The following is a 16,542-nucleotide window of genomic DNA, read 5'->3' as shown; positions in this document are numbered from 1 at the left end:
TGGGTGGAACGGCTGCCGCACGGAACGGCCGTGGCGACCGTCTTGGCGGGGGCGGGCTCAAGGGGCCGGTGTCAGGCCGCGGTCCCGCAACACGTCCGCACACTCCTCCGGGACCACAGTCGCCGTCAGGGTCCGGTCGCCGGGCGCGGGGCCGGCGGACGGATCGAGGGCCTCCCGGCGCTCGCGCTCGGCCTCGGCGCGGGCCTGTTCGACCTCGTCGGCGATCTCCCGGCAGCCCACGGCGTACGGGGTACCCGGCGACGGCTCCCCGCCGGGGGGACCCGGGGCGTCCCCGGACGGGTCGGCGGTGAGGGCGGAGGTGGCGGCGAGTCCGCCCAGGCACAGCCCCGCCCAGACGGCGACGACGCGCCGGCTCGGCACGACGCTGGTCGCGGACGGTCTCCCCGGTCTCCTCGGCACGGGCCCATCCTGCCGCACACCCGTCGCCCGCTCCCCCAACCCCCTTGCACGTTGCGGCACATGGACTGTGACCGCCCCTCACCGAGTGGTCGAATGTCTGTTCAGCCGCCGGCGGGAACCGGGTGGCTCGCAGCGGCCCGGCAGACACCGACCACCCGACGGCACCTTCGCGCCACCCCCGCCACCGCCGCCCGCGCCACACCTCCGCCGCACGGCGGCGAACACGGGGCGAGAGCCCCGTTTCGGGGTGAGATGGGTCACCTTCTCACACGGAAAGCGTTATCGCTTCGTGTCGCAAAAGGCTCTCGGCGTGAAAGTGAATGGCTTATATCGGGACCCCTGACACCCCCCGGAAAACAAGCCAAATTACGCGGCCCACAACTCCCGCGAGCGAGAAAATGAACGTACCTCATGTCACTGGTCTACCCCTCTGAAAGTCAGCCGAACAATTCCGGAATGCACGAAGAGCCCGATTCACGATGATTGACCGATTGGGCAGCATCTACCCGACCCCGGGGCGCGCTAGCACAGGAATCAGGGACGGCAATGGCGGCTCACCGGGGGAAGGTGGCAACTTGCGGCCAACCCGAGCACGCTACGCGCTGGTAACCGGCCGGTCGGCACCCAAAGCGGAACCGGAGTCACCTATTCCGCCCTCTGTTGTGCATCTTGCTGTCACGGACCCCACCAGAGGAACTGGATATCGTCGGTGAGTCGTGATTACCTACACCTGATTTCGGCCACACTGTGAGCACAATGCCTTCGGCCGATCCCCACAGTGCGATTCGTTGCCAAGGAGGCAAGCGTTCACAGGCGGCACGAAATTTGATTTCCGGTTCAATTAATACGCCGAGCGGGGGCCGGCGGTGACGCCGGAGCGTCACAGCTGGGGCAACCAGGGCCGGTAAACGCGCGGCAGAGGCAATGTGGAAACAAACATGGGGGCTCACGCGTGGCTGGCACTTTGTTCGATCTTCAGACTGTCGGCGAGCTCGAGGAAAGCCTCCCCCCGGGCCAGGGCCATGCCGCCCGCCTGGAACAGACCCTGCTGCAGGCCCGCGCACTGATCGAGTCCACGGTCTCCCTGCACCGCAGGCGTCCGGCAACGGTGTCAGGCGTGACGCACACGGACGCCGAGGTCACCACCGAGACGCTCGAACGGCTCGTGCTGAGAGCCAGACGCTCGGTGAACGTGGCGCTCACCGAGTCGGTCACCTTCGTGGAGGCCGTCCTGCGCTGCCTGGCCGGGGTGCCGAGCGGGGTGACCGTACGGGTGCTGTGCAGTCCCGCCGCTCTCGAGGTCGCGCCCACGCGGCTGCGCGCGCTGCCCGCCGTGCGGACGTTCCCGCACGACCTGTGCGGGATGGTCGTGGTCGACGGGACCTCCGCGTTCCTGCGGCTGGGCACCCAGGCCGCGGCGGACGGCCGGGCCGCGGTCGTCACCGACCGCGCCGCCGTCAGCACCCTGCAACTGCTCTACGCCGGGGTGTGGTCACGCGGCCGCCGCATGGTCGACCACCCCGAGCTGAGCCCCCGGCTGCGCACCGAACTCACCCGCCGCATCCTGGAGCAGCTGCGGTCCGGGCGCACCGACGCCGCCGCCGCGAGCCAGCTGCAGGTCTCCCTGCGCACCTACCGGCGCCATGTCGCCGAGATCATGCGGGAGCTCAACGCGTCGTCCCGTTTCCAGGCCGGCGTGCGCGCCGTCGAACTCGGGCTGCTGTCCAGGGCCGGGTGAGCCGTCCGGGCGGCGGTGGCCGCCCGCGACGGGGGAACGGACTCCAGGAACGGAACATCCAGCGAGAAATGGGGGCACGAGGTGTGCGGCCAATCGGGGGACGAGTTGGAGCATGCTCTCTTGCAGGTCAGAGAGTTGATCGAATCGACGATGATCATCCATCGGGACCGCAGCCGGCGGGAGCAGCTCATCACGGCGCTCCCCGGCGGCTACGGACAGCTCATCGGCGTCACCCGGGAGCTGATGGGGCAGGCCACCGCCACCATCGACATCCTGCGCTCCCGGGTCCCGGGCACCGGCAGCCAGCTGGAGGAGATCGGGCGGCTCGAGGCCGACCTGGTGCACTTCGCGCGGGAGCGGGTCTCCGCCCGGTTACTGGCCGGCCCGGACCTGGTCGGGGACTCCCTGAGCGGCTGGCTGCCCAACCCGCCCCGGCAGCTGACGATCCGGGTGGCCCGGCTGCCGCCGCTGCAGGTGCTGATAGCCGACCGCGCCACCGCCCTGGTGGTGGTGGGTTCCCCCGCCGAGCGCCGGGCGTCCCTCATCAAGGCGCCCGAGGTGTTGCAGGCCCTGTGCACGCTCTTCGAGAGCATCTGGCGCAGTTCCGCTCCCCCGGACGAGCACCTCGCGTTCGGCGACCGTGACCGGGCGCTCCTGGTCCGGCAGATCCTCGGCGCCATGCGGGCCGGCGTCACCGACGAGGTGGCCGCCCGCGAACTGACCGTCTCCGTGCGGACGTACCGCCGCTACGTCGCGGAGATCATGGCGCTGCTCGGCGCCACGTCCCGTTTCCAGGCGGGGGTCAGGGCCGCCGAGCTGGGGCTGCTGCCGCCCGCGCAGGGCGGCGCGTACCGCCCTTGAGGAGGGTGCCGCAGCTTCCTGAAACGCGCGTTGCCCCGCCGTGGACCGGGCAGTTTGATGGGTCCTCAGGGAACGGGACCGTCCTCGGGGACGCCTCCCGTCACCGGAGGTTCCCCCCGTAGCCACCGGTCCGCGGGGACCCGTACCGGCCGGTCCGGTACGGGTCCCCGTGCCCTCGACGGACTTCGTTGCGGAAGGTGGATCCATGGGTGGGCGGCCGATCGGTCTGGTGTTTCCCGGTCAGGGGACGCAGCGTCAGGCAATGGGCGCGCCGTGGCGGGACACGCCGTCGTGGGAGCCGGTCACCTCGGAGATCTCCGAGGCCACCGGGGAGGACATCGCCGACCTGCTGCTGCACGCGACGACGGAGCAGTTGCGGCGCACCGATCTGGCGCAGGTGTCGGTGTTCTCGGTCGCGATGACCGCCCATGCCGAGGCGGTGCGCCGGGGGGCGTTCGACGGGCCCGTGGTCGCCTGCGCGGGACACAGCCTGGGTGAGTACGCCGCCCTCACCGCGGCCGGGGCGTACACCCTCTCCGCGGCGGCGGCCCTGGTCGCCGCGCGCGGCCGGGCCATGCGGGAGGCCTCCGGTGCCCGCGAGGGCACCATGGGGGTGCTGGTCGCGGCCCCGCTGGAGAGCGTGGAGCACCTGGTGGACGGCGTCCGGCAGGAGGGCGCGGACGTGTGGGTCGCCAACGTCAACGCCCCCGGTCAGACCGTGGTCTCGGGGTCCCCCGAGGGGGTCGGGCGGGTCGCGGACGGGGCGTCCTCGATCGGCGCCAAGTTCATCCGGTTGCAGGTCGGCGGCGCCTTCCACAGCCCGTACATGGCTCCGGCCGCCGAGGCCCTCGCCGCCGCGCTGAAGGACACGGCGGCGGCACCCCGGCACCTGCCGGTGGTGGCCAACGTGGACGCCAGGCCGTACGACGGTGCCGTCGGCTGGACGGAGCTCGGCACCCGCCAGCTCACCTCGCCGGTGCTGTGGGAGGAGAGCGTACGGACGCTCACCGGCGCCCTCGGCTGCGGCCGGCTGGTCGAAATCGGGCCCGGACGCACGCTGGCGGGGCTGATCCGCCGTATCGACCCGGGGGTCGAGGTGGTGTCCGTGGACGGCCCGGCCGCCCTGGACTGACGACGGACCGCGTGAGCAGAAGAGATCCGGACACCACCATGGCACCAGTTCCCGACGGCCCGCGGACCCTCACGGCGGCCGGCCCGGCGACGGCGACCGCTCCCCGGGAGTGGATCAGCGGCATCGGCGTGCTCGACAAGGCGTCCGTCCTGCTGGAGATCGTCGAGCAGGCGCCGGCGCCGCTGAGCGAACTGGTCGCGCGCAGCGGGCTGTCCCGGCCGACCGTGCACCGGATCGCGGTGGCGCTGGAACGGCTCGGGCTGCTGACCCGGGACTTCCACGGGCGGTTCGTGCTCGGTCCGCGGCTCGGCAGCATGTCGGTCGAGGCGCGCTACGACCGGCTGGCGCAGGCGTCGGTGCCGGTGCTGGACGACCTGCACACCCGCACGGGGCTGGACGCCCGGGTGCTGCGGCGCCGCGGCCGGACGCAGACCTGCGTGGCGACCTGCACACAGGGCACCGTCGGGCCCGACGGTTCGGAGCGGGTGCCGGTCGGCATGTCCCGGCCCTCGACCGCCGGGCCGGTCGCGCTGGTGCTGCTGGCCTGGCAGGAGCCGGAGGAGATCCACGAGGGGCTGCGCGGCGCGCGGTTCACCGCGGCCCACCTCGCCCAGGTGCGCCGCCGCGGCTGGGCCCGCGGGTCGGACGTCATGGTGCCCGGCGACATCGTGTTCGCGGTGCCGGTGCGGGCCGGGGGCGACCGGGTGGTCGCCGCGTTGTCGGTGTCGGGGCCGCCGGGCCGGATGGACGCGATCCCGGGGCGGTGGCTGGGCGCGACCGTGTTCGACTCGGCCGCCGCGCTGACCGACGCGCTGCGCCGCTCCCACGCGACACCGTCCCGCGGGCGGGCCGTGCGGGGAGGGGCGGCGGCGGACGCGGACGCCGGCTGACGGCCCGCTCGGGCCCGTCACCGCACGTCGGCCGGCCCGCAGCGCGCCGCCCGGCCGAGGACGGGCCCCGGGCGGGGGCGCCCACTGAGGCACACCGGCGTCCTTCCGGCCCCGGTCGTCTGCGGGTCGGGCTGCTGCTGTCCGGACGACGGCGAACCCGTCGGGCTTCTCCCGGCGTTGCCCGGCATCCGCCCGGCCTGCGCCTCCCGCGCCTCCCGCACCACCCGGCTGGCGGCCGGCCCGCAGCGCGCCGCCCGGCCGAGGACGGGCCCAGGGCGGGGTCGCCCCCTGAGGCACACCGGCGTCCTTCCGGCCCCGGTCGTCTGCGGGTCGGGCTGCTGCTGTCCGGACGACGGCGAATCCGTCGCGCTTCTCCGGGTGTTGCCCGGCATCCGCCCGGCCTGCGCCTCCCGCGCCTCACACACCGCCCGGCGCTGGCGGCGGGCCCGCCGGGCCCCGTCGGCATGTCCTCGGGCCACCCGGAGCCGCGCAGCGCACGCCACCCGGTCCACGGCGAAGACGCCGCGCCTCTCCGGGCATGGCCCTGACGGCCCGGCAACCCCCCGGCCCCGATCCCCCTCGCATCGCACGCCACCCGGCTGACGGCGGACCCGTCGCGCCCTTTCGGGCGCGGGTGCCCCCGCCCGGGACGGGTGCCTTCGGGGTCGAGGGTGGTCAGCGGCTCGGTTTGGTGATGGTGAACAGGACGCGGAGCACCAGTACCGAGCTGATCAGCAGCATGTTGTAGCCGAAGACGTCGAACAGGCGCAGTGAGTCCGCGAGGCGCGGGCCGCCCCGGGTGGACAGCAGCAGGATGCCGAGGAGGCCGGTCAGTCCGCCGAGGAAGGCGAGCAGCACGTCACGCACGATGCCCCGGATGAAGCGCCGGTCCCGTTCGTCGGCGAGCAGCCGTACGTTGACGCTGAGCCTGCCCTGTTCCAGCGCGCTGCTGATGCGCTCGGCCCGGCGCGGCAGCCGGAGCAGCATCGGCAGCACGGCGGCGGCCTCCTCCGCCACGGAGCGGCTCAGCTGCGTCGGGGTGAGTCTGCGGGCCATCTCGGTGGAGGCGAAGGCGCGTGCCTCCTCGACGAGGTCGAACCCCGGGACGAGACGGCCCAGCGCGCCCTCCACCGTGGCCAGCGCGCGGAAGGCCGCGGCCACTTCGGGCGGCACGGTGAGGCCGTACTGCGCCACGAGCACGAACAGGTCGCTGAACATCTCACGGCCCGGGGGTCCCGAGGAGGCGAGGTGCCGGGCGGTGTACCGGCCCAGGGCGCGGGTGAACCGCTCCTCGTCGATCTCGTCGGGGCGCTCCACCAGGTCCAGCAGGGCGTCGGACAGCGCCTGCGGATCGTTGCGGTCGATCGCCATGAGCAGTTCGCGCAGACTGGCGCGCAGCATCCGGTCGATCCGGCCGACCGAGCCGAAGTCGATCAGGCCGAGCCGGCCGTCGCGCAGCACCAGGACGTTCCCGGAGTGCGGGTCGGCGTGGAAGACGCCGCCGATCATGATCTGGTGCAGCAGCGCGCCGAACAGGTCGCGGGCGAGCCGTTCGCGGTCCAGGCCCTGTGCGTCGACGACGGCGTCGGCGCGGTTCAGGGTGACGCCGTCGAGCCATTCGACGACCAGGACCCGTTCGGTGCTCAGCTCGTGGTGGACCTCGGGCAGCAGGACCCGGGGGGCGGCGCCGGACGGCCCGTCCCCGTCGGAGGCCGCGTCGGCGTCGGCGAGGGCGGTGTTCGCTGCCACGGCGGCGGTGTTGCGGGCCTCGGTGCGAAAGTCCAGCTCCTCGTGGAGGGAGTCGGCGAACCCCTGCACCAGTGCGCGGGAGCCGACCGTCCTGCCCCAGGTGGTGCTCCGTTCCAGGATGTCGCTGATCCGGAAGAGGATGTCGAGGTCGCGTTCGAGCACCTGCCGGGCCCCCGGCCGCTGCACCTTGACGGCCACCGCGCGGCCGTCCCGCAGCCGGGCCCGGTGCACCTGGGCCATGGAACCGGCCGCGAGCGGTTCGGGCGCGAACTCCGCGAACACCTCCTCCGGCGGGGCCTTCAGCTCCTCGGCGAGGACGCGTTCGATGTCCGGCCACGGTTCGGGGGCGACCTCGTGCTGGAGCGCGCTCAGTTCGTCGACGAACACGTCGGGCAGCAGGTCGTGGCGGGAGGAGAGCGCCTGGCCGAGTTTGACGAAGGTGGCTCCCGCCTCCTCCAGGGCCAGCCGCAGGGACCTGGCCAGGGCGGCCTGGTCCTGCGGGCTGGCGGTGCCGCGCCGGGACCGGCCGGTCAGGAAGCGGCGCAGTCCGTGCCGTACGGCGATCCCGCTGAGCTGGGTGTAGCGGCGGCTGCGCGCCAGTCTGCGGCGCACGGCGCCGGGCCAGCGCACCATGCCGCGCACGGAGCCGCCGGCGACCACCGCCTCCGAGAGCACGAGGAAGATCATCGCCCCGAGCAGGGCCCCGCCCAGTTGCACGGTCACCAGCGGGGTGCGGCTCGCCTGCGGGCCCATCGGCGTACCGACCACGCCCGCGGCGAGCAGTCCGGCGACGCCCGTGAGCAGGGCCCGGACCGCGCCGATGCGCAGTCCGAGCACCCTGCGGGCCAGTACGGCCATGATCATGGGGCCGAGCAGTGCGGTGGCCCCGGCGATCAGGAGATAGCTGCTCACGTACGGTGCGCGGGGACGGGCTCCTGGGCCGCCGCGGGCTCGGAGTCGTCACGCGGCTCCGGGTCGGTGCGGACGCGGCCGGGCCACCAGGTGCGGTGGCCGAGCAGGGTGGTGACCGCGGGCACCAGCAGGACGGCCATCACGAACGCGGTGAGCAGGATGCCGAAGGCCACGGCGAAGCCCATCTGCCGGAGCATGGAGTTCTGGGCCAGCAGCAGGACGCCGAAGGTGCCGGCGAGGATGACGGCCGCGGTGCCGATGGTGGACGTGGAGTGGGTGATCGCCTGGCGGACGGCCTGCGCCGGGGTGCTGCCGCGGCCGACCTCCTCGCGCAGCCGCGCCACCATCAGGATGTTGTAGTCGGTGCCGATGGCGACGACGAACAGGTAGACGATCACCGGCAGGGTGAAGGGCAGGCCCGCCTCGCCGGCGAGGTTCTGGAAGACCCAGACGGTGGCGCCCAGCGTCGCGGCGAAGCCCAGTCCGACCGCGACCATCAGGTACAGGGGTGCGACGACGCTGCGCAGCAGCAGGCCGAGGATGACCATGATGGCGAGCCCGGCGGCCGGGAAGACCACGGAGTAGTCGCGGTTGGTGGCGTGCTGGATGTCGGCGAGCACGGCGGAGGTGCCGCCGACGAGGGCGCGGGTGCCGTCGGGCGCCGCGTCGTGGGCCGCGTCGCGCAGCGGACCGGCGAGCAGTTCCACGGCCTTGTCGCTGTCGGGCTTGTGCGCCAGGATCACGCCGAACTTGGCGATGTCGCCGTCGGGGGCGAGCACCGGGGGCATCACGCGGCCGAAGTCGGCGGCGGTCAGCTTCTCGGCGTAGGCGTCGAGCCGGCCCCGGTCCAGCTTGCCGCCGTCCTTCGCCTCCAGGAACACCCAGGTCGGGTCGGTCTGGCCGGCCGCGAAGCCGCGCTCCAGTTCCTTGGCCGCCTGGACCGACTCGAGGTCCTTCGGCAGCGAACTGCTGCTGTCGAAGACGGTGTTGAAGCTGAGGACGCCGGTGGCGAGCACGGCGAGCAGACCGCCGGAGACGGCGGCGACGAGGCCGGGACGGCGGGCGGTGAGCGAACCGGTCCGGGCCGCGAAGGTGTGCTTGGGTTCCCTGCTCCACGCCTTGGACGGCCAGAACGCCTTGGTGCCGAGGAGGGAGAAGACGGCCGGTACGAGGGTCAGCGAGGCGACCAGGGTGACGCCGACGGAGATGGCCAGCGCCGGGCCGAGGGCCTTCAGCATGCCGAGGCTGGACAGCAGCAGGGCGAGGAAGGCGACGACGACCGCGCCGGCGGCGGAGGCGATGGTCTCCCCGACCCGGGTGACGGCCTCGGTCATGGCCTCCTTGGGCGCCTGTCCCTTGCGCAGGAACTCCCGGTAGCGGAAGAGGAGGAAGAGCAGGTAATCGGTGCCGACGCCGAAGAGGACCACGATCAGGATCGACCCGATCGAGGCGTCCGCCTGGAAGCCGCCGGCCTCGGAGGCGATGGAGATCAGGCCGGTGGCGAGCACGAAGACGAGGGCGATGACGAGGACCGGCAGGATCGCGATGAGCGGGCTGCGGAAGATGGCGGCCAGCAGCACGATGAGCAGGACCAGCGTCGCCATCATGATCATGGCGTCGGTGTCGCCGGAGGACTCCTTGGTGTCCAGCGCCGTCGCCGCCGAGCCGGTGATGCCCATGTGCAGGTCGGTGCCCTTCAGGAGGGGCACCGCCTTCTCGCGCATCTCGCCGACCGACTCCATCAGGGTCTCGTCGTAGGGGTTGTCGGTCGTCGCCAGGATGCTCGCCAGGGCGATCTCGCCGTTGGCGGACACGGCCTGCGGGCCCGTCTCGACGGCGCCGATCTTCTCCAGGTCCGCCTTCTCCAGCCCGGCGGCGACCTCCTTCACGTCCGCGAGGTCGGCGTCGGTGAGCCGGCCGTTGTCGGTGCGGCGGAAGACGATGACGGAGGCGGGCTGTTCCTCTTGCGGGAACGCCTTCTTCTGGAGTTCCCCGGCCTGCACGGACTCGTAGTGCGAGGGCAGGAATTCGGCCTGGTCGCTGACCGGTTTCAGGGGCGGCGCCAGGGACGCCACGCCCACCGCCGCGATCACCCACACCAGTATCGTCAGCCAGGGGTGTTTGACGGCGGACCGTCCGACCCGTCCGAACATGGGGGGAGGCTCCTTCTCAGGGGGGTGCATGGGCGCACCGATTGTGGTCCGCGCGCGTTCCCCCTCGCCGGTCGGCGGCGCGGAACTGGCATCAAGCTGCCGGGACCCCGAGCGGAATGCCGGCGCGCGTTCCGTTTCGCCGTCCCTCCTGCTCCGGGCCGCGCGCGACCGGGCCGGGTGCGGGTGGCCTCGGGGGCCTCTTGACACCTTCATGCCAGGCCCGTTGTCGGCCTTGGGGCGGACTGCAATCGTTGCGGACGGGAACAACGGAGCGTGTTGGACCGTGGTTCCGCTTCCGCAGGCCGCCCCGACAGGATGAGTTCCCCCGTGACCGCAGAGCAGTTGGCGGAGCCGCTGTACGAGGCCCCGGCCGCCCCGGCACCGGAGAGCGGCCGGCCACCCTACGCCGCCGCGCTGCTGAGCCGGCTCGGTCCCGACGAGCCCGGTTACCAGTCCCGCCTCGGCGGGGCGCTGGCCGATGCGGAGCGTCTGCTGCGCGCGTGCACACGGGACGCGTCCGATCCCCGGGTGAGGGCGCTCACCGGGCACCTCGCGGCCACCGGCGGCAAGCGGATGCGGCCCCTTCTGGTGCTGCTCGCGGCGGAGTTCGGGGATCCCGGCAGTGAGGGCGTGGCCCGGGCGGCCGTCGTCACCGAACTCGTCCACCTGGCGTCGCTCTACCACGACGACGTGGTGGACCGTGCCGCCACCCGGCACGGTGCCCCCACCGCCAACGCCCTGTGGGGCAACCGGGTGGCCGCGATGGGCGGGAACTGGCTGCTGGCCAGGGCCGCCCGGCTGTCCGCCGACCTGGTGCCGGAGGCGCTGGCCCTCAACTCCCTCACGGCGAACCGCATCGTGGCGGGCCAGATGCGCGAGCTCACCGGCCCCGGGCCGGGCGAGGACGCCCTCGCCCACTACGTCCGGGTCACGGCCGGCAAGACCGCCGCGCTGCTGGCGATGTCGCTGGGGGTCGGCGCCTGGCAGGCCCGTGCGTCCCGGGCGGTCGCCGACACCCTCGTCGAGTACGGCGAACAGCTCGGCATCGCCTTCCAGATCGCCGACGACCTGCTCGACCTGCTCTCCCCCGAGGCGTCCAGCGGCAAGGAACAGGGCCGGGACCTGCTCGTCGGGGTGCCCAGTCTGCCCGTGCTGCTCGCCCGGGAGGGCACGGACCCGTGCGACGCGGAGCTGCGTGAGCTGCTGGCGGCGGGGCCCGCGGCGGGGGCGGGCTGGCACCGTCGTGTCCTCGACCTCTTCTCCGTCTCCCCGGCGACGGTCCGCGCGCGGGCGCTGATGCACCAGCGGCTGGCCCGGGCCCGCACGGCCCTCGCCACCCTGCCCCCTCTCCCGGCCCGCCACACCCTCGACGCCCTCTGCGACTTCGTGGCCCTGCGCACGGGGTGACGGGTCTGCGGGCGGTGTGCGTGGCCTGGCCTGGCCTGCGGATGAAGTGCCGTGGCTTGCACGCGGGTGACCCGGCCCGCACGCCGGACGACACGGCCCGCGCACGGGCAACCCGGCTGCCCGCCCCACGACACAGCCTGCCTCCGCGCGACCCGGCCCGCACGCCGCACGACACAGCCTGGCCACGGGTGACCCGGCCTGCGCGCGAGGCGCCATGCTCCGCGCACGAGGTGGCGGGACGCTCACGGCGGCATGGACCCTGCCCTCGGTGACGTGGTGCCGCGCGGGCGGTGGCCCGTCGCGCCGCGCGTGTCCCTTCGTCGCCGCCCGGCCGGTCGGGCTGCCGGGGCGGGTGTGCGGGCGAGGTGGGGTGGGGAGGACGGGAAGCGCCGGCGAGGGGCCGGGGCGGCCTCGTGACCGCGTGCGCGGTAGCAGGACCCCCGACCCTGTCCTGTTGGGGTGGCCGCATGGTGCCAGGCGCCCTCCGCCGCGCCCGCACCACCTCTCCCGGCACGGCCCCGCGCCCGCCCTGACGGCGGTTCCGTGGGTCCGCCGGGGCCGGGGGCCGCCCCGCCCGGGGATCGCCCGGCTCGCGGCCGCCCGGCGCCGGCTCGGGACACCGGTGCACCCGGAGCCCACCCCGCCCACGCCTGCCCACGCCCGATGCAACCCCGATGCCCACCCGACGCACGCCCGGTCCACGCCCGATCGACGTCCGAACCACGCCCGCCTCACGCCCGCCTCACGCCCGCCTCACGCCCGCCTCACGGCACCGTGTGCCCGAGGTGTCGGGGCCCGGGGCACACGGTCGTACGGGGTACTTCAGATGAGGCCCACCTGCATGGCGCGGGCGCCCGCCTGGAACCTGCTGCGGGCGTCCAGCGCGACCATGGCGGCCGCCACGTCGTTGCGGACGGTGCGGACGCTGCACCCCAGCCGCCGGGCTATGGCGTCGTCGGTGAGGCCCTCGGCCAGCAGGCGCAGGACGATCTCCGTACGGGGTCTGCGCGTGGTCGCCGCGCCGGGGTTGCGTCTGAGCTGCCGCACCGCCGTGCCCCGCTCCCAGAGCCGCTCCGACAGGGAGCACAGGGAGTCCAGTTCCGCGGCGGACCGCACCACCCGGGGTGTCCGGGCGTCGTCGATCACCACGGCCACCGCACCGTCCATGATCATGGCGCACACCGGCACCGAGTCGGCCATGCGGGGCGGGACGTCCTGCTGGGCCAGCCACTGCGCGTGGACCATGGCCGGGTGGGCGTGGAAGACGGAGGCCGCCCACACGGCCCGCAGCCGCATGCCGCGCCGCAGTCCCATGTCCACGATGGGACGGGAGAAGGGGAACCCGCCCTCGACGTACCGCGGGACGAGGAAGACCACCTCGCTCTCCGCCTTGGCGACCATCCGTTCGATCACGGTGGACGCGTCGGTGCGGTGGCCGCCGCCGTCGGCCGACTCCTCCATCCGCTCGGCCGCCCGCTCGTGCAGGGCGATGAACCGGTCGATCTCGACCGGGCGGGGCTGCGGGGAGCGCCCCTCGTGCATCGACCGGGCCAGCAGGGCCGGGAGGCCGATGCACGGCTCGACCGCGCGGAAGGCGGTGGGGTCGTCCGCCGAGACGGCGGCGAGTCCCTCGGCCCGCAGTGTCTCCATCGCTCGTACGACCTCGGACGCCGGCCACTTCATGACCTGCGCCAGTTCCTGCGTCTGCCAGTTCGTCCGCCGGAGCAGCCTCCGGTAGAGAAGCTCCGAACGTTCGTCGAGACCGATTCCGGATTGCGCCACGTCAACCTCTCGGAAGGTGTTCTTCCCAGGGGCAGGTTTTGCCCACTCGCGGATTAAACCTAGACACGGCCAGAACGGCTTGGAGTGTTCGGAGTTCGGTTCGACAGCTTGGTGCCACCGGGACGGGACATCCCGCCCACTGCGCTCGGGCAGGGGGCGGGATGAGGGCACTACCGGTCATGCGGTCCGCGGTGCGGGGCTCGTGCGCGGGGGCGTCACATCACCCGGAACGAGCGCTTGGAGATCGGTGCGCACACGCACACCAGGGCCAGGCACACCGCGACGGTGGTGAGCAGCTCCACCACGGTGACGTTGCCGGCGACCATGCTGCGCACGGCGTCGTTGGCGTACGAGATCGGGTTGGCCTGGGCGATCACCCGCAGCCCGGTCGGCATCGACTCCGGCGGCACGAAGGCGTTGGAGGCGAACAGCAGCGGGAAGGTGAGCAGCGTGGTGATCATGCGCAGCACGTCGCCGTTGCGCAGCAGGGCGGCCATCATGATGAAGATCCAGCTCATGGACCAGCCGACGAGCAGGCTCATGAGGATCGCGCCGAGCACGCCGAGGATCCCGCCGGGTGGCGAGAAACCGAAGATGACCGCGGCCAGCACGGCCACGGCGATCAGCTGGTACAGGGAGCGGGCCGCGTCGGCGAAGCTGCGCGCCAGCAGCACGCTGAACCGGTTGATGGGCAGGGTGTGGAAGCGGGTGATGACCTCGTTGCGCAGGTCGTTGATGAGACCGTTGCCCGCCTGGGCGCCCGCGGCGACCGCCGTGATGATCATGATGGCGGGGGCCAGGCCGTCGATGTAGGCCATCTCCTTGGACATGCCCGGGGCCTCGCCGAGCACCTTCAGCACGCCGGCGAACATCAGCAGCATGACGAGGGGCTCGACGAAGGTCACGATGATCACCCCCGCGTTCATGTAGGGCCGCAGCGAGCGGCCGGTGAGCGCGGCGGTCTGCGAGATCAGGCCGCTGGTGCCCCACTGGGCGGTCACGCCGTCGCGCCGCACGGGCGGTGTCCGCCGGGGGTTCGCCCCGGCCTCGACGACCGTCATCTCTGTACTCCTTCTGCGGTGGGGATGGTCGGGACGGTCACGCGGGCACCGGGGTTGCGGCGGGCTCGTGGGTGAGCCGCAGGTAGACGTCGTCCAGGGTCGGTTCGGAGAAGCCGAGTTCGGCGATCTCGGTGTGCGTCTCGTTCAGCGTGCGCACCACGACCGCCAGGTCGGCGGAGGCGGCCACGGGGACGCCGAGCGCGGACGGGGAGTCCTGCGCGGCGGCGGCCCGGAACCCGGCGGCCTCCAGGGCGCGCACCGCGCCCGGCACCTCCGACTCCGCCGTCAGCGTCACGGTGACCATGCGCTGGCCGACGGCCGCCTTGAGTTCCGCGGGGGTGCCCTCGGCGACGATCGAGCCCTTGGAGAGCAGGGTGATCCGCTCGCAGAGCCGGTCGGCCTCCTCCAGGTACTGCGTGGTGAGCAGGACCGAGACGCCGTCCTTGGCGAGCCGCTCGATGACCTCCCACACCGCGATCCGGGAGGTGGGGTCCAGTCCGGTCGTCGGCTCGTCGAGGAAGATGACCTGCGGCGAGCCGACGAGGCTCGCCGAGATGTCCAGCCGCCTGCGCATGCCGCCCGAGTAGGTGGAGGCCGGGCGCTTGGCCGCGTCGGTCAGCTCGAACAGCTCCAGCAGTTCGTCCGCGCGGGCGAGGGCCTGGCGCCGGCTGGCGCCGAGCAGCCGGGCGATCAGGGTCAGGTTCTCGCGCCCCGACAACTGCTCGTCCACGGACGCGAACTGCCCGGTCAGCCCGATGCGCCGGCGGACGTCCTGCGCCTTGGCGGTCACGTCCAGGCCGCAGATGCGGGCGGTGCCGGTGGTCGGCTCCAGCAGCGTCGACAGGATGTGCACCAGGGTGGTCTTGCCGGCGCCGTTGTGGCCGAGCAGGCCGTGGATCGAACCCTCGGGAACCGAGACGTTCACACCGTTCAGCGCGGTGACGTCACCGAACGACTTTGTGACGTCGATAGCCTCAATCATGGGATTGGCCACGTGCTTGGCCTCCGTTGCTCTCTCCGGCGGCCCGGTGGCAGGCCATGGTCTGGATATGTCCGCGGAATTTCCTGTGCCGCTGCTCCGTGATGCTAGGGCGATATCACAAGGGAGACGGCGTGTCTGCAGGTTGCTGAAATACCGCGGCCGTCGAATCGGGTGCGCTGATCCGTTCGGTGCGCGGTCGCGCCATACGGAGGTAATCCTCGGTGGCGAGGGCCATGGAGAGATCCAGCCGGGCCGCGTTGAAGAACAGGGTGTCGCTGCGCAGCAGATCCTCTTCGACGATCAGCTCGAGGTCGGGGTGGAAGGAGAAGGGAATGATCGAGCCGCTGACCGAGCCGGCCAGCCGCTCGGCGGTCTCCCGGTCGGCGAATCCCGCCTTGCGCCCGCCGGCGCACTCGGCGACCCTCGCCAGGTCCAGGCGCCGGTCGCCCGGGATGACGGCCAGGACGTACCGGCAGGTCCGCTTGGTCGGCCGGACGGCGACCACCAGGCACTTGGCGCTCTGCTCCAGCGCGTGTCCGCGCAGGGCGCTGGCGACCTCGGTGCGGCCCTCGGGGGCGTGCTCGATGAGCCGGTAGGCGGCGCCGTGCCGGTCCGCGAGCGCGCGCAGCCGCAGGTACGTCTCCCCGGTCATCAGACCGTCAGGCCGCCGTCGATCTGGAAGACCGAGCCGGTGATGTAGGCGGCGCGTTCGCTCGCCAGGTAGGCGACGAGGTCCGCGACTTCCTCGGCCCGTCCGAAACGGCGCAGCGGAATGCTCTTCGCCGCGTCCTTCTTGACCTTGTCGGCCAGTTCGGCCGTCATATCGGTCTCGATGAAGCCCGGTGCCACCACATTGGCCCGGATGTTGTAGCGTCCGGCTTCCTTGGCGAGCGCCTTGGAGAAACCGATGATGCCCGCCTTGGAGGCCGAGTAGTTGGCCTGGGTGGCGTTTCCGTAGACACCGGCTATGGACGAGATATTGATGATCGTGCCGGATTTCCGCTTCATCATTTCGAATATCACGGCACGGCACACGTGGTAGACGCCGTCGAGATTGGTGTCCAGGACGCTGTGCCAGTCGTCGTCGGACATGAGGACGAGCGGGTTGTCCCGGGTGATGCCGGCCGAGGAGACCGCCACCTCGACGGGGCCGAGTTCGGACTCGGTGCGGGCGACCCAGTCACGGACCGAGGCGGCGTCGGTGACGTCGGCGCGGACGGCGAGCGCCCGGTGGCCGAGTTCGCCGGCCTCCTTCTCCAGTTCCAGCGCGGCCTGTTCGTTGGACTGGTAGCAGAAGGACACGTCGTATCCCTCGGCGGCGAGCCGCAGGACCACGGCGCGGCCGATCCCGCGCGAGCCGCCGCTGACCAGGGCGACCGGCGCTGTGTTCTCCGTCATGACACTCCGTAGGTTGTCGGGGCGGCCCGGGCGGGCCGGATGGGGCGGGCACGGCAC

13 protein-coding genes are annotated in these 16,542 nt (G+C 72.8%); 5 read left to right on the top strand and 8 right to left on the bottom strand.

Annotated elements, in window-relative coordinates:
• Window positions 1-57 precede the first annotated feature (57 nt).
• The gene (locus FHX78_RS25070; RefSeq protein WP_145869656.1) at window positions 58-420 is read right to left on the bottom strand and encodes a hypothetical protein; all 363 of its coding nucleotides are present in this window, start codon (window positions 418-420) and stop codon (window positions 58-60) included.
• Between the two features lie 952 nt (window positions 421-1,372).
• On the opposite strand from FHX78_RS25070, the gene FHX78_RS25065 reads away from it, so the two are divergent.
• The 4 genes from FHX78_RS25065 to FHX78_RS25050 all read left to right on the top strand — a co-directional run bounded on the left by FHX78_RS25065 (window position 1,373) and on the right by FHX78_RS25050 (window position 5,041).
• Window positions 1,373-2,158, top strand: coding sequence for a helix-turn-helix transcriptional regulator (locus FHX78_RS25065; RefSeq protein ID WP_244403711.1), 786 nt, complete (start codon window positions 1,373-1,375; stop codon window positions 2,156-2,158).
• 150 nt (window positions 2,159-2,308) lie between these two features.
• Complete coding sequence (locus tag FHX78_RS25060) at window positions 2,309-3,019, top strand: helix-turn-helix domain-containing protein (protein WP_229924102.1); 711 nt, start codon at window positions 2,309-2,311, stop codon at window positions 3,017-3,019.
• A 205-nt stretch (window positions 3,020-3,224) separates the two neighbouring features.
• The gene (locus tag FHX78_RS25055; protein WP_145869654.1) at window positions 3,225-4,151 is read left to right on the top strand and encodes an ACP S-malonyltransferase; all 927 of its coding nucleotides are present in this window, start codon (window positions 3,225-3,227) and stop codon (window positions 4,149-4,151) included.
• Between the two features lie 38 nt (window positions 4,152-4,189).
• Window positions 4,190-5,041 (top strand): IclR family transcriptional regulator, encoded by an 852-nt coding sequence (locus FHX78_RS25050; protein ID WP_145869653.1) that lies wholly within the window; start codon window positions 4,190-4,192, stop codon window positions 5,039-5,041.
• Between the two features lie 675 nt (window positions 5,042-5,716).
• On the opposite strand, the gene FHX78_RS25045 is transcribed toward FHX78_RS25050, so the two are convergent.
• Together FHX78_RS25045 and FHX78_RS25040 are read right to left on the bottom strand one after the other, a co-directional pair.
• On the bottom strand, window positions 5,717-7,702 hold the full coding sequence (locus tag FHX78_RS25045) for an ABC1 kinase family protein (RefSeq protein WP_229924104.1): 1,986 nt from the start codon (window positions 7,700-7,702) through the stop codon (window positions 5,717-5,719).
• Entirely contained in the window at window positions 7,699-9,855 is a 2,157-nt protein-coding gene (locus tag FHX78_RS25040) for an MMPL family transporter (RefSeq protein ID WP_145869652.1), read from the bottom strand. Before FHX78_RS25040 ends, FHX78_RS25045 begins: the two co-directional genes overlap by 4 nt.
• Before the next feature lie 327 nt (window positions 9,856-10,182).
• Here FHX78_RS25040 and FHX78_RS25035 point away from each other — a divergent pair, with 327 nt between their 5' ends.
• Window positions 10,183-11,262: a polyprenyl synthetase family protein gene (locus tag FHX78_RS25035; RefSeq protein ID WP_229924105.1), complete on the top strand. Its 1,080-nt coding sequence runs from the start codon at window positions 10,183-10,185 to the stop codon at window positions 11,260-11,262.
• A gap of 822 nt (window positions 11,263-12,084) precedes the next feature.
• Here FHX78_RS25035 and FHX78_RS25030 read toward each other — a convergent pair.
• The 5 genes from FHX78_RS25030 to fabG all read right to left on the bottom strand — a co-directional run bounded on the left by FHX78_RS25030 (window position 12,085) and on the right by fabG (window position 16,485).
• Window positions 12,085-13,044, bottom strand: coding sequence for a helix-turn-helix transcriptional regulator (locus FHX78_RS25030; protein ID WP_145869650.1), 960 nt, complete (start codon window positions 13,042-13,044; stop codon window positions 12,085-12,087).
• A 215-nt stretch (window positions 13,045-13,259) separates the two neighbouring features.
• Window positions 13,260-14,105 (bottom strand): ABC transporter permease, encoded by an 846-nt coding sequence (locus FHX78_RS25025; protein ID WP_145869649.1) that lies wholly within the window; start codon window positions 14,103-14,105, stop codon window positions 13,260-13,262.
• A gap of 37 nt (window positions 14,106-14,142) precedes the next feature.
• Window positions 14,143-15,087 (bottom strand): ATP-binding cassette domain-containing protein, encoded by a 945-nt coding sequence (locus FHX78_RS25020; protein ID WP_145869648.1) that lies wholly within the window; start codon window positions 15,085-15,087, stop codon window positions 14,143-14,145.
• A 115-nt stretch (window positions 15,088-15,202) separates the two neighbouring features.
• Complete coding sequence (locus tag FHX78_RS25015) at window positions 15,203-15,739, bottom strand: YbaK/EbsC family protein (protein WP_145869647.1); 537 nt, start codon at window positions 15,737-15,739, stop codon at window positions 15,203-15,205.
• On the bottom strand, window positions 15,739-16,485 hold the full coding sequence (fabG, locus tag FHX78_RS25010) for a 3-oxoacyl-[acyl-carrier-protein] reductase (RefSeq protein ID WP_145869646.1): 747 nt from the start codon (window positions 16,483-16,485) through the stop codon (window positions 15,739-15,741). Before fabG ends, FHX78_RS25015 begins: the two co-directional genes overlap by 1 nt.
• Between the last annotated feature and the right edge of the window lie 57 nt (window positions 16,486-16,542).

Source organism: Streptomyces capillispiralis (genome assembly GCF_007829875.1).
Lineage (GTDB): Bacteria > Actinomycetota > Actinomycetes > Streptomycetales > Streptomycetaceae > Streptomyces > Streptomyces capillispiralis.
Note: the sequence above shows the minus strand (reverse complement) of the source record. Positions and strands in the feature narration are given on the sequence as shown.

Bases quoted from the DNA above. Each gene is read 5' to 3' on its own strand.
- FHX78_RS25055 (WP_145869654.1), top strand. From the start codon at position 3,225: ATGGGTGGGCGGCCGATCGGTCTGGTGTTTCCCGGTCAGGGGACGCAG.
- FHX78_RS25020 (WP_145869648.1), bottom strand. From the start codon at position 15,087: ATGATTGAGGCTATCGACGTCACAAAGTCGTTCGGTGACGTCACCGCG.
- FHX78_RS25050 (WP_145869653.1), top strand. From the start codon at position 4,190: ATGGCACCAGTTCCCGACGGCCCGCGGACCCTCACGGCGGCCGGCCCG.
- FHX78_RS25040 (WP_145869652.1), bottom strand. From the start codon at position 9,855: ATGTTCGGACGGGTCGGACGGTCCGCCGTCAAACACCCCTGGCTGACG.
- FHX78_RS25015 (WP_145869647.1), bottom strand. From the start codon at position 15,739: ATGACCGGGGAGACGTACCTGCGGCTGCGCGCGCTCGCGGACCGGCAC.
- FHX78_RS25060 (WP_229924102.1), top strand. From the start codon at position 2,309: ATGATCATCCATCGGGACCGCAGCCGGCGGGAGCAGCTCATCACGGCG.
- FHX78_RS25025 (WP_145869649.1), bottom strand. From the start codon at position 14,105: ATGACGGTCGTCGAGGCCGGGGCGAACCCCCGGCGGACACCGCCCGTG.
- fabG (WP_145869646.1), bottom strand. From the start codon at position 16,485: ATGACGGAGAACACAGCGCCGGTCGCCCTGGTCAGCGGCGGCTCGCGC.